This is a genomic window from Cytobacillus purgationiresistens, assembly GCF_030813235.1.
GTDB classification, from domain to species: domain Bacteria; phylum Bacillota; class Bacilli; order Bacillales; family Cytobacillaceae; genus Cytobacillus; species Cytobacillus purgationiresistens.
Genome location: NZ_JAUSUB010000005.1, coordinates 214,544 through 227,088 on the forward strand (window position 1 = coordinate 214,544; position 12,545 = coordinate 227,088).

At 36.6% G+C, this 12,545-nt stretch carries 16 protein-coding genes; 3 read left to right on the forward strand and 13 right to left on the reverse strand.

Going from position 1 to position 12,545, the window contains the following annotated elements:
* Positions 1–303: 303 nt before the first annotated feature.
* From J2S17_RS08065 to J2S17_RS08095, 8 genes are all read right to left on the reverse strand, one after another.
* The gene (locus J2S17_RS08065) at positions 304–477 is read right to left on the reverse strand and encodes a hypothetical protein (protein ID WP_307473645.1); all 174 of its coding nucleotides are present in this window, start codon (positions 475–477) and stop codon (positions 304–306) included.
* A 295-nt stretch (positions 478–772) separates the two neighbouring features.
* Complete coding sequence (locus J2S17_RS08070) at positions 773–2,704, reverse strand: endonuclease MutS2 (protein ID WP_307473648.1); 1,932 nt, start codon at positions 2,702–2,704, stop codon at positions 773–775.
* A gap of 382 nt (positions 2,705–3,086) precedes the next feature.
* Positions 3,087–3,863 carry an SDR family NAD(P)-dependent oxidoreductase gene (locus J2S17_RS08075; protein ID WP_307473649.1) on the reverse strand — a complete coding sequence of 259 codons (777 nt, stop codon included), beginning with the start codon at positions 3,861–3,863 and terminating at the stop codon, positions 3,087–3,089.
* Between the two features lie 24 nt (positions 3,864–3,887).
* Entirely contained in the window at positions 3,888–4,205 is a 318-nt protein-coding gene (locus J2S17_RS08080) for a phosphotriesterase family protein (protein ID WP_307473651.1), read from the reverse strand.
* Positions 4,206–4,224: 19 nt separating this feature from the next.
* Positions 4,225–4,344, reverse strand: coding sequence for a hypothetical protein (locus J2S17_RS29080; RefSeq protein WP_503128667.1), 120 nt, complete (start codon positions 4,342–4,344; stop codon positions 4,225–4,227).
* Positions 4,345–4,375: 31 nt separating this feature from the next.
* Positions 4,376–5,905 carry a class I adenylate-forming enzyme family protein gene (locus J2S17_RS08085; RefSeq protein WP_307473653.1) on the reverse strand — a complete coding sequence of 510 codons (1,530 nt, stop codon included), beginning with the start codon at positions 5,903–5,905 and terminating at the stop codon, positions 4,376–4,378.
* A gap of 388 nt (positions 5,906–6,293) precedes the next feature.
* Complete coding sequence (locus J2S17_RS08090; RefSeq protein WP_307473655.1) at positions 6,294–7,064, reverse strand: hypothetical protein; 771 nt, start codon at positions 7,062–7,064, stop codon at positions 6,294–6,296.
* Positions 7,057–7,269, reverse strand: coding sequence for a helix-turn-helix transcriptional regulator (locus J2S17_RS08095; RefSeq protein ID WP_307473657.1), 213 nt, complete (start codon positions 7,267–7,269; stop codon positions 7,057–7,059). Before J2S17_RS08095 ends, J2S17_RS08090 begins: the two co-directional genes overlap by 8 nt.
* A 294-nt stretch (positions 7,270–7,563) precedes the next feature.
* On the opposite strand from J2S17_RS08095, the gene J2S17_RS08100 reads away from it, so the two are divergent.
* Together J2S17_RS08100 and J2S17_RS08105 are read left to right on the forward strand one after the other, a co-directional pair.
* On the forward strand, positions 7,564–7,860 hold the full coding sequence (locus J2S17_RS08100) for a hypothetical protein (protein WP_307473659.1): 297 nt from the start codon (positions 7,564–7,566) through the stop codon (positions 7,858–7,860).
* Between the two features lie 204 nt (positions 7,861–8,064).
* On the forward strand, positions 8,065–8,241 hold the full coding sequence (locus J2S17_RS08105; RefSeq protein WP_307473661.1) for a hypothetical protein: 177 nt from the start codon (positions 8,065–8,067) through the stop codon (positions 8,239–8,241).
* Positions 8,242–8,250: 9 nt separating this feature from the next.
* On the opposite strand, the gene J2S17_RS08110 is transcribed toward J2S17_RS08105, so the two are convergent.
* The 4 genes from J2S17_RS08110 to J2S17_RS08125 form a co-directional block, all read right to left on the reverse strand.
* On the reverse strand, positions 8,251–8,478 hold the full coding sequence (locus tag J2S17_RS08110) for a YbaK/EbsC family protein (protein WP_307473766.1): 228 nt from the start codon (positions 8,476–8,478) through the stop codon (positions 8,251–8,253).
* Positions 8,479–8,731: 253 nt separating this feature from the next.
* A complete protein-coding gene (locus J2S17_RS08115) occupies positions 8,732–9,631 on the reverse strand; it encodes an acetamidase/formamidase family protein (RefSeq protein WP_307473663.1) in 900 nt (299 codons plus the stop codon).
* 46 nt (positions 9,632–9,677) lie between these two features.
* Positions 9,678–10,292: an NUDIX hydrolase gene (locus J2S17_RS08120; protein WP_307473769.1), complete on the reverse strand. Its 615-nt coding sequence runs from the start codon at positions 10,290–10,292 to the stop codon at positions 9,678–9,680.
* 22 nt (positions 10,293–10,314) lie between these two features.
* Complete coding sequence (locus J2S17_RS08125; protein ID WP_307473665.1) at positions 10,315–10,773, reverse strand: GNAT family N-acetyltransferase; 459 nt, start codon at positions 10,771–10,773, stop codon at positions 10,315–10,317.
* 160 nt (positions 10,774–10,933) lie between these two features.
* Here J2S17_RS08125 and J2S17_RS08130 point away from each other — a divergent pair, with 160 nt between their 5' ends.
* Positions 10,934–11,128, forward strand: coding sequence for a YwbE family protein (locus tag J2S17_RS08130; protein ID WP_307473668.1), 195 nt, complete (start codon positions 10,934–10,936; stop codon positions 11,126–11,128).
* A 39-nt stretch (positions 11,129–11,167) separates the two neighbouring features.
* On the opposite strand, the gene J2S17_RS08135 is transcribed toward J2S17_RS08130, so the two are convergent.
* Positions 11,168–12,544 (reverse strand): MFS transporter, encoded by a 1,377-nt coding sequence (locus J2S17_RS08135; protein ID WP_307473670.1) that lies wholly within the window; start codon positions 12,542–12,544, stop codon positions 11,168–11,170.
* Position 12,545: the final 1 nt, after the last annotated feature.

The following is a 12,545-nucleotide window of genomic DNA, read 5'->3' on the forward strand; positions in this document are numbered from 1 at the left end:
TACGTAGGCCATCACAATTAAGAAATTCATGCGGGAGAGTATCGCCTTTCCAATTAGGAAATAAAACGATACTAGTTTTCTGATTTACTGTGTCAATAGGCTATGTGCAAATGAATAATTTTTTCAGTTTGAGGTTTTTAAAGTGCTTTTCCTTTAGTAAACAAACTCTTTAGTAGTATTGACAACAACAAGGGCAAACCATACCGATTACCTGCAATGTCATGTGCTAAAGAAGAAAGTACAATTTGTCTTATTTGTGTTTTCGTGAGCTTTTCCTTTCTTCTTAATACAACATCATCAAATTCAAGATCTTGGTAACTTTTTTTTCGTAACCGTTACACGAGTATTCCAATAGATCTTCAGACTATGTCCCCATCTACTTAAAAAGCAGCCTGTGTTCACTTCGATCATTACTTTCTGAATGAGATTAGAGATAAGTAAGTTGCCACTAACTAAGATCATGTCACCGATGCGCATATGATCAACCTCCTTTCTTAAAAAGAGGAGCCTCTAAATGAGAGGCTCCAAAAAAAAGAGAGAAAGAGAAATAATATACACATAGAGGGTACATATTGTATGATGAACGCTAAACTACATTTATAGTCAGTTAGTTATTTACTCACAATCTTTGTTTCTATCACTTCTCGACCGATTACCGCTTTGATTAGAACATTAACTTTGTTCCTTTTTATAAATGATCATCTCGAGCAATTAGGTGTTAAAGCAAAGAGAAAATGGTCGCCTGCATCATTTAGAACAGGCGACCACCTTTTTAATCTTCGCTGCTTAACCAGGTATTATCAACATGCTTCCTTTGCTGTTGATTGTTTAGTTTCCGATATTCTTTCGATTTAAACACAATATCAAAGTCATAGTCCTCTGGATATAATTCTTCTTTTTTAATATACAACTTCAGCCGTTTATGATTGATTGACTTTTTCTCACTTTTAACCTGAACGATATAATTCCCACTGGTGTCTGGACCCTTATATACAATGCCGCTTTCGTTTGATTCCGTTACAATCACATGATCACCTTGCTCGTATTGTAGTACACCTGACTGAGCAGGTATAACCGTTTTTCTTTTTCGGGCATATTTGTTTACCGTCACCTGTTTTTCATACTTCGGGGCCATCAATTGTGACGACTCAATGCTTTCACTGTATGGGATCTCTTCCTTATAGGTAATTTCGTGTGCTTTTTCAATTAACTTCGGATGCATCCCAAGCTTTATTGCTATTGCAAATGCCTGACTGCTTCCACTTTGGCCAAACACAAGTTTGTAGGTTGGCTGAAGTGAATCAATATCAAATTCCATTGTTGCATTTAGAAAGCCTTCTGTTTGATCTGCAAATTCCTTCATTTCACTATAATGAGTGGTTGCAAAGATGGTCGCTCCTTTTAGAAATAGCTGCTCTAATATCACAATCGCTAATGCCATACCTTCACCTGGATCTGTTCCTGAACCTAATTCATCTATGAGTACAAGAGAGCGGTCATTTGTAACACGTAAAATCTCAATAATATTGACGAGCCTTGAACTAAAGGTGCTTAAATTTTCTTCAATGCTTTGTCCGTCACCGATATCAAGGAATATATGCTGAAAAATAGCCAAATTGCTTCCTTCCGCTGCAGGAATAGGAAGTCCGGACTGCGCCATCACGGTAAGTAATCCAACCGTTTTTAAAGTAACCGTTTTACCGCCTGTATTTGGTCCAGTAATCACTAATGCACGTTGTTCATCTCCAAATGTGATCGATAACGGGACAGCCTTTTCTCCTAACATTGGATGACGCGCTTCACGTAAATCAATATAATAATCTTCGTTTAATACTGGAATACTCGCATTAGTTGCTCTGCTATAAGCCGCTTTGGCAAATAAGACATCATAATGATGGAAGGTTTCCATTGCTATTGCGATGGTTTGCTCTGCAGCTAAAAGCTCCTCCGTTAATCCATAAAGAATTCGTTCTACTTCTTGTTCTTCACTGATTTTCAATAGCTCTATCTCACTTTGAATGGCTTGCAGTTCTGCCGGTTCAACAAAAAGAGTAGCACCAGATGCAGAAGTATCTAAGACTGAGCCTTGTACTTTGCTGCGGTATTCTCTTTTCACTGCCAGTACAAACCTGCCACCTCTTTCAGATACAACTGTTTCTTGCAGCATATTGCTGTATCGCTTTGATTTTACTAGATGTTGTGCTTTATCCTTCAGTTTATCTAACAATAAGGATAATTGTCTACGCATATAGGCAAGATTACTTGAAGCATGATCATCGACTCTGCCATTACGGATGGCTGCACTGATATTTGTTTCAATAACGCTCATGTCTCCGATAGATTCGGCATATAGGCTCACGTTGGGAGCCGCATATCTTTTATCTCTCATGTATTGTTTCAGTTTTAAACAGTGCTGTAGAAAAGACATGACATACATAAATTGGTCAGCGCGTATATACATGCCTTTCTTCGCCTGTTTAATCAAAAAATCCATGTCATCTAGTGTATGAATCGGTACACTGCTGCTGATTTTATGGATTTCAATAGCTTCCTCTACTTCTCTAAGCAGGGTTTCTATTTTCTTTTTTTCCTGTATAGGCCGGAGTTCTCTAATCGTACTTTTCCCTTTTGTGGTTTTTGCATATTCGGCAATATGCTCCAAAATCGTTTGAAATCCTAATACATCAATCGTTTGTTGATTCATCTCATAATCCTCCCTATAATCATCCATTTATATTTCCCCACAAAAAAAACCGTCATGAACAAAGCGCTCATGACGGTAAGAAGATTAATATTAACTGTAATTTGCATACGTAAAAAAACGAATAATCCGTATTTAAACACAAAAAAGCTATGACAAAACATGTCATAGCGGGACAGTCAATCTTCTATGCTATGATGCGTGTTCTTAACAATTCTTGAAAATGCACACAACAAATTCACCAGCGTAGCTGCTGGTTTTTTGCAAATTCAAGACCGTATCCAATTGACGGTTAGTTAAGAACATTCACACTCATAAAACAATCTCCTTTTTCGTGCAAAAATATATACTACTTGACAATAATATGTTTTCTAAAGAATGTCAACTACTTGATTAGCCAGCCCCCATCAACTAGGAGGTCAGTACCTGTTACATAAGAAGCATCCTCTGAAGCTAGAAAAGCAATAACATTCGCGATTTCCTCTGGCTTTGCAATTCGACCGAGCGCAGTTTTCCTCTGTATGGTCTTTACAAATTTCTCGTTTTCCAGACTATTTTCAATTAGCGGTGTTTCAACGAAACCTGGTGAAACAGAATTTGCTCGGATTCCATGGGGAGCAAATTCAAGAGCAAGCGCCTTGGTAAAGCTTATTACACCTGCTTTTGATGTACTGTAAGGAACAAATCGTGCACCTGCTTTATAACCGGAAAGTGAAGCCACATTCACGACTGCCCGATTTTGCTGAGAGTGGTCATTCCCAGCCCCTGCAACCATTATTTTACCTAGCTTTTGTGTGATTAAGAAGATGCTCTTCAGATTGATATTTTGCGCGTAGTCCCAGATATCTTCAGTTGTTTCCAATATGGTCCCATCAGCATTGCCACCAGCATTATTTATAAGAATATGAAGATCACCAAACTGTTCTTGTACGTAATCTGCAAGCTCTTGTATATCTTCCACATCAGTTACATCAACTGTAAACACTTCAGCTCTCGGAACTTTTCCAGTTTGGTTGATCTGATTTGCAACAGCATCTAATTTCGACCTAGTGCGACCTGTTAAAATAACCTTGGCCCCTTCATTTGCTAACCGTATCGCTGTTTCCTTGCCTATCCCGCTGCCAGCTCCTGTAATCAGCGCAATACTCTCTTTAAAGCGCATATAATTCCCCCTTAGTATGTGCTGCTAATTAAACCATTTCGTTGGATTATTTATCGGCATTGTCTCAATGTCCTTTTCAATTGCGCCTCTCTCATACCAATCCGGTATGATCTCTTCAAAAGTATATGTCATCGACCATTTGGGTAATACTTTTTTTACATCTTCGTCATCATGCCAATCAGAAGAGAAACAATAATCTTGAGATAGGAGCATCTGATTAGCGTAGCCTCTGGTAACAAGTTCATGAATGGTTGCTGACCTCGCATTTGTATTCATGATATGATCGAGACCATACCGACCCATTCCAATGAATGCCCCTCTATCCAATACTTTTAAAATCATTCACTTGGTCGATTGCATTTTAAAGTTCTTTCTCTTCCTTATACAAATGCGGGAATTGGATGAATACCGACTCAGAACGAATGCGTAGATGTTCATGAATGAGCATTTTTCCAAGCTGTGAATGGTCAATTTTTCCCACTACGGTTTGAAAGGGCTCATTGCTTACCTCCTCATTTCATTATGGTTTCTTGATATTTTTCTCGAAGTTGATATTTTAATATTTTTCCTGATGTATTTCGAGGCAGCTGATCTATTTCATAAAAAGCCCTAGGAATCTTATAGCCTGCCAAATCTTCACGGCAAAACTGCTGAAGCGCATCAATATTAATCGATCTACCCTCTTTTGCTACAACAACTGCAGCTACTGTTTCTCCCCACATTTCATGAGGAATGCCAATCACTGCTGCTTCCAATATATCTGGATGTTTATAAAGCACATGCTCGACCTCTGTTGAATATACATTTTCGCCACCAGATATAATCATATCCTTCTTACGGTCGACTAGTGTGATAAATCCATCCCCATCCTTTGTAGCTAAATCGCCAGTATACAGCCAGCCATTTCTTAAAGCTTCACTCGTTTCTTCAGGATTTTTATAATAGCCTTTCATGACTGATTCACTTTTTAAAATAAACTCACCAACTTCTCCCGGCTGAACATCTTCTCCATTATCATTGACAACCTTAGCATCATTTCGATAATCTGCTCTGCCCGATGCTCCCAGGTTTGTTTTGTGGTACTCCGGTAATAAAAAGACACCACCTGGCCCCCCTTCTGTCTGGCCGCACATATTGAAAAATTGATCCGTTCCAAACATATCCATTGCCTGGGTCAATACTGAAATTGGCATTGGCGCTGCACCATACCCGCAACGAAGTACACTCGACAAATCATATTGATTCCTATTTGGCACTTGTAATAAGAAGTTATACATTGTTGGAACTGCAAAGAACAAACTGATCTTATACTCTTCAATATCCTTTAACGTTTGCATCGGGTTAAAATCCTGACGAATGACATTTGTGCAGCCCAGCATTGTTCCAGTCACAAGAAATAAATTTAATTGCGCACAATGGAAAAGTGGCGCCAAGTGAATGAGATTATCTTCCGATCCCATTTTAAACATAATAGTCGTTCCAAGTGCGACATGAAGAACTCGGTGATGGTCCAATAAAACCCCTTTAGGCTTGCCCGTGGTTCCCGAAGTGTACATGATCTCTGCATCATCAGACTCAAAAACTTCGATATTTGGATTCTCTTTATTTCTGCTTACAAATTCACTTAGCAGCTTTTGATTCACGCTTTTAGCTCGGCCGGAAACAATTTGCAGCTTAACCTGCTGGTTTCCTCCAACTGCCTTATGCACTGTTTCAGAAAGGTCACTGTCCGCAAAAACAAGGATAGAATCGGAATGACTGATAATATAGCCCGCCTCTTTAGAAGTTAAACGAAAGTTGACAGGTACAGCAATAGCACCTGCTTTTAAAGTCGCATAAAAAACAAATGCGAATTCTGCAGAGTTTTTCATCATTATCGCGATTTTATCTCCCTTTTTTACTCCATAAGCGACAAGTGCATTGGCTATTTGATTCACTTCTTCATTGTATTGTTTATACGTATAAACTTTATATTGGTAAACGATTGCTGCTTTTCCTGCATTATTGCGGGCATTTCTTTCAAGTCCTTGAATGAGATTCATTGCCATCCTCCTAAAATACTATTTTATTTATTTAGAAAGTAAACAACTAAGAATTGAATTTGACAGAGTGAAGTACGAAAGTAATATTATCATGAGGAAACCATATATTATGATTTGAGAAGCAGGAAATCAATGTAATTATTTCAACCGATATTAGCGTCTGCACATTTTTCTTTTAAGTGATTTGATAACGTTTTCATTTATCTAAATATTATCAATTTTTAGATAATATTACAATGAATTCATTTTTTCTTTATCATTTATTTAAGGTATTCCTGTACAAAAAGGACACTTCAATTTATTAAGTGTCCTTGAGCATCTATTATCTATTTTTATGAAAGTTCATATAAATATAATGAAATTAAATAAACCGTTAGCAACATGAAGTTCATTCATTATTGATACATGAAAACTTAGTTAATGAAAAAAATCCATCATTTTCCATTACAACAACTTTCCCCTCATCCATACATTGCTCTGCCTTAATCATTATCGATTTATGATTACTATTTATTTGGATTAATCTTATAACTGCAAATGTAATAGCAATAATAACGATTGATGAAATAATCATTTTTAAAGTGCGATTCATCTTTAATCTCTTCTGCTTTTTCTCTTCATTTGAAATTGGTTGATGAGAATTATAAGATCCATCTAGATACTTATTTATTTCAAGATAAAGCAAAAGATTATGAATAACCATTATTAGCAGGATGAGTACGATAAACACATAACGGTTAAAGGGAAAAGCGAATAAAAAAACTAATAATGGCAATACGCTTGTAAAAAACACATACACTTTTTTCGTAGCATTTTGTGTCACTTGTCTCAACATTTCATCGTCATCTATCAGCTCACCAGGATTGATAAGGGTTACACCATTTACCCTATGTGATGGATTTAGTTTGTTATGCTGCTTAATTTTAATTGAATAAGCTATAAAAAAAACGATGATTAATATCACACCGATGATGATTGAAATGGTTGCTGGAACTGGCCATTGAACAACTACCTCGTTTTCGACAATACTAAAAACACCCTCAAAATCATCAAACATTAAATCAACATAATGTACTATACCGTAAAACCAGATTAATAGAATCATACATAAAACAATATTCCATAATGGCATTTGGACACGGAAATCACTTTTATTCATTTTCATCCTCCCCTTCTAACCAAAATAATTCATCTACAGGAATATGCAAATGCTTGGCTATACGTAAAGATAATGCAATAGATGGTGAAAATTCCCCCTTCTCAATAAAACCAATGGTCTGCCTTGTTACTCCTACTCTCTGCGCAATATCTGTTTGGGAAAATCCATGCCTGGCTCTCAATTCTTTTACTCGATTACAAAGCATTAGGTGCTCCTTCCAAGAAATGATGTGAATTATTATATACATAATGTAAAGTATTATTAACATCAAGTCAATAATTATTTCCATTTCTAGAAATTATTTTATTAAATGAAACTTAATGCATCTTTAATACGTAGTGTGATTATACAAAGGAGGAATATTTGGTGAAATACACCAATTCTTCATTTGTTTTGTGGGCGCTTTGGTTTATTGGATTAATTATTTTATTAACCATCAGTCATAGTGTCGGCAATAAAATCATTCAAAATGCAACTGACCATTTTCAAGATTATATGAGTGCAAGCCATCATTCCAATTGTGCTAGGACTCTATTTTTCTCTTATCTTAGTCAGAAAATGGACAGTTTCCTTCAACCCGGCATTATTTGTTTGTGTTACAGTTCCCACGATCCTTTTAGCACTTCTCTATCCAATAATTGCAACTTTTTCTACTGCTGGTATTGAAAACCCTACACTAAGCTCCCTATTCATTTGGCTTGTGGATATTAATACATCATTTGGATTCGTCGGTTTTGTTGCTGGCTCGACTTTAATACTTAGTGTTTTTGGTGAATTGAGGAAAAATATCGATTAGATACTCATCGAATTGGGAATCTTACATGGACTTAGGTGACCTATTCAGTTAGACACTCATCGAATCGGGAGTCAAACAGAGTTAGATCCCAAAACAGCTACCAATAGCTCTTTTCCAAGAGACCGAATCACCCAATGTTGCAGGAATGTCTAATGTTCGTATAGAATGATATATTAAGAAAATATTAAAGCGAGGTGAAATGATATGAACTCTACATTTACTGTGTTTTTGCCAATCATTATTTATTTTATTATCTTTGTTTTCATGTCGTTGTTTATCATTCGTTATGCTAAAAGTAAAGTTGCAATGACGGCAGTAATTGTTGTTGGTATCATTATTTTATTATTTATTATTTTGGGTGTTTATCCTTTAATATTCTAGAAAGGTATTTTATTCAAAGGATGCCACAACATTAGTTAATTCAAGGATGGCTTTTGCTTCTATCTTTAAAGCGGCATATTTTTCACCAATTCCACCATAGATAAAATCATATTCTACAAGCTGTTGATCAATGATATAGGGGAAAGGCAGAACTGAACCAACCTCATAACCGGTTTTTTCTTCAACTACTTGATGGGTGGCCATTCTCGCTTTGTTCTTATTTAAAATACGGGCGATTTGTTTAAAATCACCCTTTTTTTAGTTGCCAGTTATTAATAATGCGAAATAATCATACTCTGATTTAATAATCAATACTGGAGCAGTTTGACCACGTTCTATTCCCTAGGAATCTAGCCCCTTCTTCAGCAGTCCGAATTGGATGTTTATGAGGTATGACAACATAGTTACGTTTGCTTCTTTTTACTTTTTCCAGTGTAAACAGCTCCTATCTAAAAAAACCCTTTAAGGATCTAAAGGGCTTTTATTTACGTTATATCAATTCAACATTTAGCTGCTTCAGCAGTGACTTCGCAACAGAGAACCTTGCTGTCATTAATGGATCCACTATTTGACAGACTTCTACTTGGCCCGCTGCACTCATGATCATCGTGACTTCACTTAACGACAAGTCTGTTTTTGATACAATTCTATCGATGATTTCTTCTGTTGCTTTTTTGCAAGCTTCATCCAGTGTTTTTGCTGATACAATTTGCATGATAGACTCCTCATTCTCCAGCATAGGATGTTTGAGTGTCACTCCTTTTAACACTTCTAAAGTAACTGTGACCTTAGCTGGAATCTCGATTCCAGATACACTGATTTCACCATCCCCCATTGCCGCATGACAATCACCAAGGGCGAATAACGCACCATCCGTAAATACAGGAAAATAAAGGGTGGCCCCTTCAGCAATCTTTTTATTATCCATATTTCCGCCATGCTCACCTGGTGTTCCACAATTCACAGGCTCACCATCAGGAGCAACTCCAATGACTCCAATCATAGGGTTTAAAGGAAGCTCAATCTCATTAAACATTGCTTTGCCTTTTTGAATCGGAATCATTTTCGCTTCCATCTCTTGAATGCGATGTCCCATTACGCCTAAGTTAGGACCAACAACCATCACACCTTGCTTTGCAATGTCTATTTTGTCTATCCTTACCTTTAATACATCGCCTGCTACTGCTCCTTCAACAAAGATCGGACCTGTCGCAGGGTTAATTTGATTCCAGTCTATTTCTGATACAACCGTTTCCGGTGTTTGAATTTGATTTTTAAAGCAATCATAAGTTTCTACCGTTATAGTAGAACCAGATGGAACAGACCTAATTGGGTTGTGATCTTTGCTGAATTCATAAATGACACCTTCACTTTTCGTTACAACTTTCATTTTGACGCCTCCCTAATTTATATATTCTATCAATCGTTCCCTAAGGTTAAAGCGCTGCATTGATTAATTGAATGATGCTGTGATAATAAGAATTTGGATGAGGAACAAATCTATCTTTCATTACCTTTTCATTCAACCTCTTCACAGAATCATCTGCTAGTATTTCAAAACCTTCAACATGGATTTCTTCAGACTTTTCCAGCCAAAGATCTGTGAAATCGGAAAATTTTGCCCGAATGATACCTGCTACCTCTTCTTTTTGCAATGAGAAATCTTCATAATCTACTTTTTTAGTATATAGATAAACATGGGCGAACTCTCTATCAATAAATCTGCCATTATCTTTTTCAACACAATATGGAATTTCACCTAGTTTCTTAAGTTCATGCATGAATAGGCCCAGGCCCAGCTCTTCATGTACCTCACGGATTCCATCATTAACATTTTCATTTGCAAGCAAATGACCCGCAGCTGTTATATCAAAAAGGTCAGGGAAATCTGCCTTTTCTTTACTTCTTAATTGAAAATATATATATGATATATCCATATCAAAATATACAACCCAGCAATGGAAAGTCTCATGCCAATAACCGTTTTTATGAACTTCTGATCGAGAAGCTACACCGGTCTGCTGCTTATTTTCATTAAAAACCTTTAACATTTCCAACTTAGAATCTCCACTTCTATGTAAGTAATTTTGTCATAAAAACACTGTTTGGATCCGCTTGATACTCAGAGAATGGCCCACAATAAATAAACCCGTTTCTTTCGTATAGTTTTCTTGCCGGCAGGAAGGCTTCCATTGACCCAGTTTCCAAACTAAGTCGCTGAAATCCCCGCAATGCTGCTTCATTTATTATATGGGTCAGCATCCTTTGAGCAACGCCTTTTCTTAAATGTTTGTTTGAGGTTCTCATAGATTTCAGCTCTCCATGATCATCAGCCAACTTCTTTAGCGCACCGCATCCCAATAATTCTTCTCCTTCCCATACACTCCAAAATGTGATAGAGGGTTCTTTTAATCCGTCTAGATTTAACGCATGTATACTCTCTGGCGGAGAATTTATTGCCATTCCATCCAAATGTTCAGCAATTAGTGAGATAATCTGATTACCTGTTAAATTATCTATTTTTATATCCATAAACCATTCTCCTTCGAAAAGTAATCAAAATATTAACATTAATTATAATAGTAGTAATTCACCAAGTAAATCTTAATTACCACAGGAATATTATTTCACAAATAAATTGAAATGAATTATACTAAGCAAAGGTTTATTTAAAGGAAAGTTGGGATTATACGTGAACGGTAGAAATAGAAAAGATATTATGCCAGGTATTGAAGTCAATATTATATTAAAAGCAGATCAAAGGTCAGGGAAGCTTACAAAAGGAATAGTGAAGGATATTTTAACAAATTCAAGCACGCATCCACATGGTATTAAAGTCAGATTAACCGATGGACAAGTAGGACGCGTTCAGGAAATACTTTCTTAATTCGAATACTTTAAGACAAAAAACGAGGAGAAGCACTGATTAAAGGCTTCCTCTCGTTTTTTGTTTTGCTGATTTTACGTAAAATACTTTTGTTATAAACGCTATACAAATAAAAACAAATAGACATAAATATATATTTCTATAGATTAGTTGTAGTGCCATTCCCTCTTGAAATTTTAATAAGAGACCGCAGATCGTCACACCTACTGCACCACCAGTGAATTGCAATAACTGAAGCAGCCCCATCCCTGCACCATTTTCTCCTCTCGGTAATATCCTCGTCACTTCATTGGAAATACCTGAATTAATCGAAGCAAAACCGACACTTGCGAATAAATAAGTGATTAAAATAAAAACCGGGGCTATAGATGATAGATAAGCATACATAATAGTTGCAATCATTAAAAACACTTGACCGAGAAAAACAAATGGTCTTGTGCCATATCGATCAATTAGCCTGCCTATTAATTGACCTGCGAGGACTGCTATAATTGCGCCAGGAAAAATGATCAATCCCATTTCAATCGGTTCTTTTTTAAATTGACTCAATAAAATAATCGGCATTAAGAACAAATTCGAGAAATTAAATAGATAGGCAATCAAGCCGATTAATAAAAGTTTTTGATATTGTTTTTTCTTGAGAAGCTGCGGCTGTATAAACGGATTCCTCTTTCGATTCAAGTACACCCATAAAATAAAAAACAACAGAACAGATAGGGAAAGCAAGAGGAATGACAATGTGGAAATATAAAGCAGGAAACAAGTGACACTCGCTGCTGTCAATAGGCTTCCACTAAAATCAAAATGCCCGGGTTTCACAGTCTCATTTGGCAGTAGTTTAAATAATAATGGAATCGCGATGATAATTAAGGCTGGTATAAGAAATAGGAAATTCCATCCGAAGAATTGGGTGGCTGCTCCTCCGATAACTGGACCCAGACCAAATCCTAAACCTGCACCCGAGGCAATGATTGCCATACCCTTTCCTCTGCGGGTGATAGGTATAAAACGGCTTGCTACAATTAAAGACAAGCCTGGAACAGCTCCCGCGCCTAGAGCTTGAAGTACACGTGCAGTCAGCAATAAATAAAAGCCGTTTGTAAAAAAGCCAAAAACCGACGCAGCACTAAATATTATTAGTCCTATAAATAAAAGCCTTGAAATTGGAATATAATCAGAAAGTCTGCTGAATGTTAATGTGGAGATTGCAAAGGCAATAGAATATCCTGACACAATCCATGCAGCTGTAGAAGTATGAATATGTAAATCAATTAATATCGATGGCAAAGCGACATTGAACATCGTTGTATTCATTACTACAAACCATGTGCAGAAAAACAAGGTCCATACAAGTTTATTCTCGTTTAATTCTTCCTTATACTCTTGAATCAGTGAATGGGAGGATACTCTAGACATA

Bases quoted from the DNA above. Each gene is read 5' to 3' on its own strand.
- J2S17_RS08065 (WP_307473645.1), bottom strand. From the start codon at position 477: ATGCGCATCGGTGACATGATCTTAGTTAGTGGCAACTTACTTATCTCT.
- J2S17_RS08070 (WP_307473648.1), bottom strand. From the start codon at position 2,704: ATGAATCAACAAACGATTGATGTATTAGGATTTCAAACGATTTTGGAG.
- J2S17_RS08075 (WP_307473649.1), bottom strand. From the start codon at position 3,863: ATGCGCTTTAAAGAGAGTATTGCGCTGATTACAGGAGCTGGCAGCGGG.
- J2S17_RS08080 (WP_307473651.1), bottom strand. From the start codon at position 4,205: ATGATTTTAAAAGTATTGGATAGAGGGGCATTCATTGGAATGGGTCGG.
- J2S17_RS08085 (WP_307473653.1), bottom strand. From the start codon at position 5,905: ATGAATCTCATTCAAGGACTTGAAAGAAATGCCCGCAATAATGCAGGA.
- J2S17_RS08090 (WP_307473655.1), bottom strand. From the start codon at position 7,064: ATGAATAAAAGTGATTTCCGTGTCCAAATGCCATTATGGAATATTGTT.
- J2S17_RS08095 (WP_307473657.1), bottom strand. From the start codon at position 7,269: ATGCTTTGTAATCGAGTAAAAGAATTGAGAGCCAGGCATGGATTTTCC.
- J2S17_RS08105 (WP_307473661.1), top strand. From the start codon at position 8,065: ATGAACTCTACATTTACTGTGTTTTTGCCAATCATTATTTATTTTATT.
- J2S17_RS08115 (WP_307473663.1), bottom strand. From the start codon at position 9,631: ATGAAAGTTGTAACGAAAAGTGAAGGTGTCATTTATGAATTCAGCAAA.
- J2S17_RS08120 (WP_307473769.1), bottom strand. From the start codon at position 10,292: ATGTTAAAGGTTTTTAATGAAAATAAGCAGCAGACCGGTGTAGCTTCT.
- J2S17_RS08125 (WP_307473665.1), bottom strand. From the start codon at position 10,773: ATGGATATAAAAATAGATAATTTAACAGGTAATCAGATTATCTCACTA.
- J2S17_RS08135 (WP_307473670.1), bottom strand. From the start codon at position 12,544: ATGTCTAGAGTATCCTCCCATTCACTGATTCAAGAGTATAAGGAAGAA.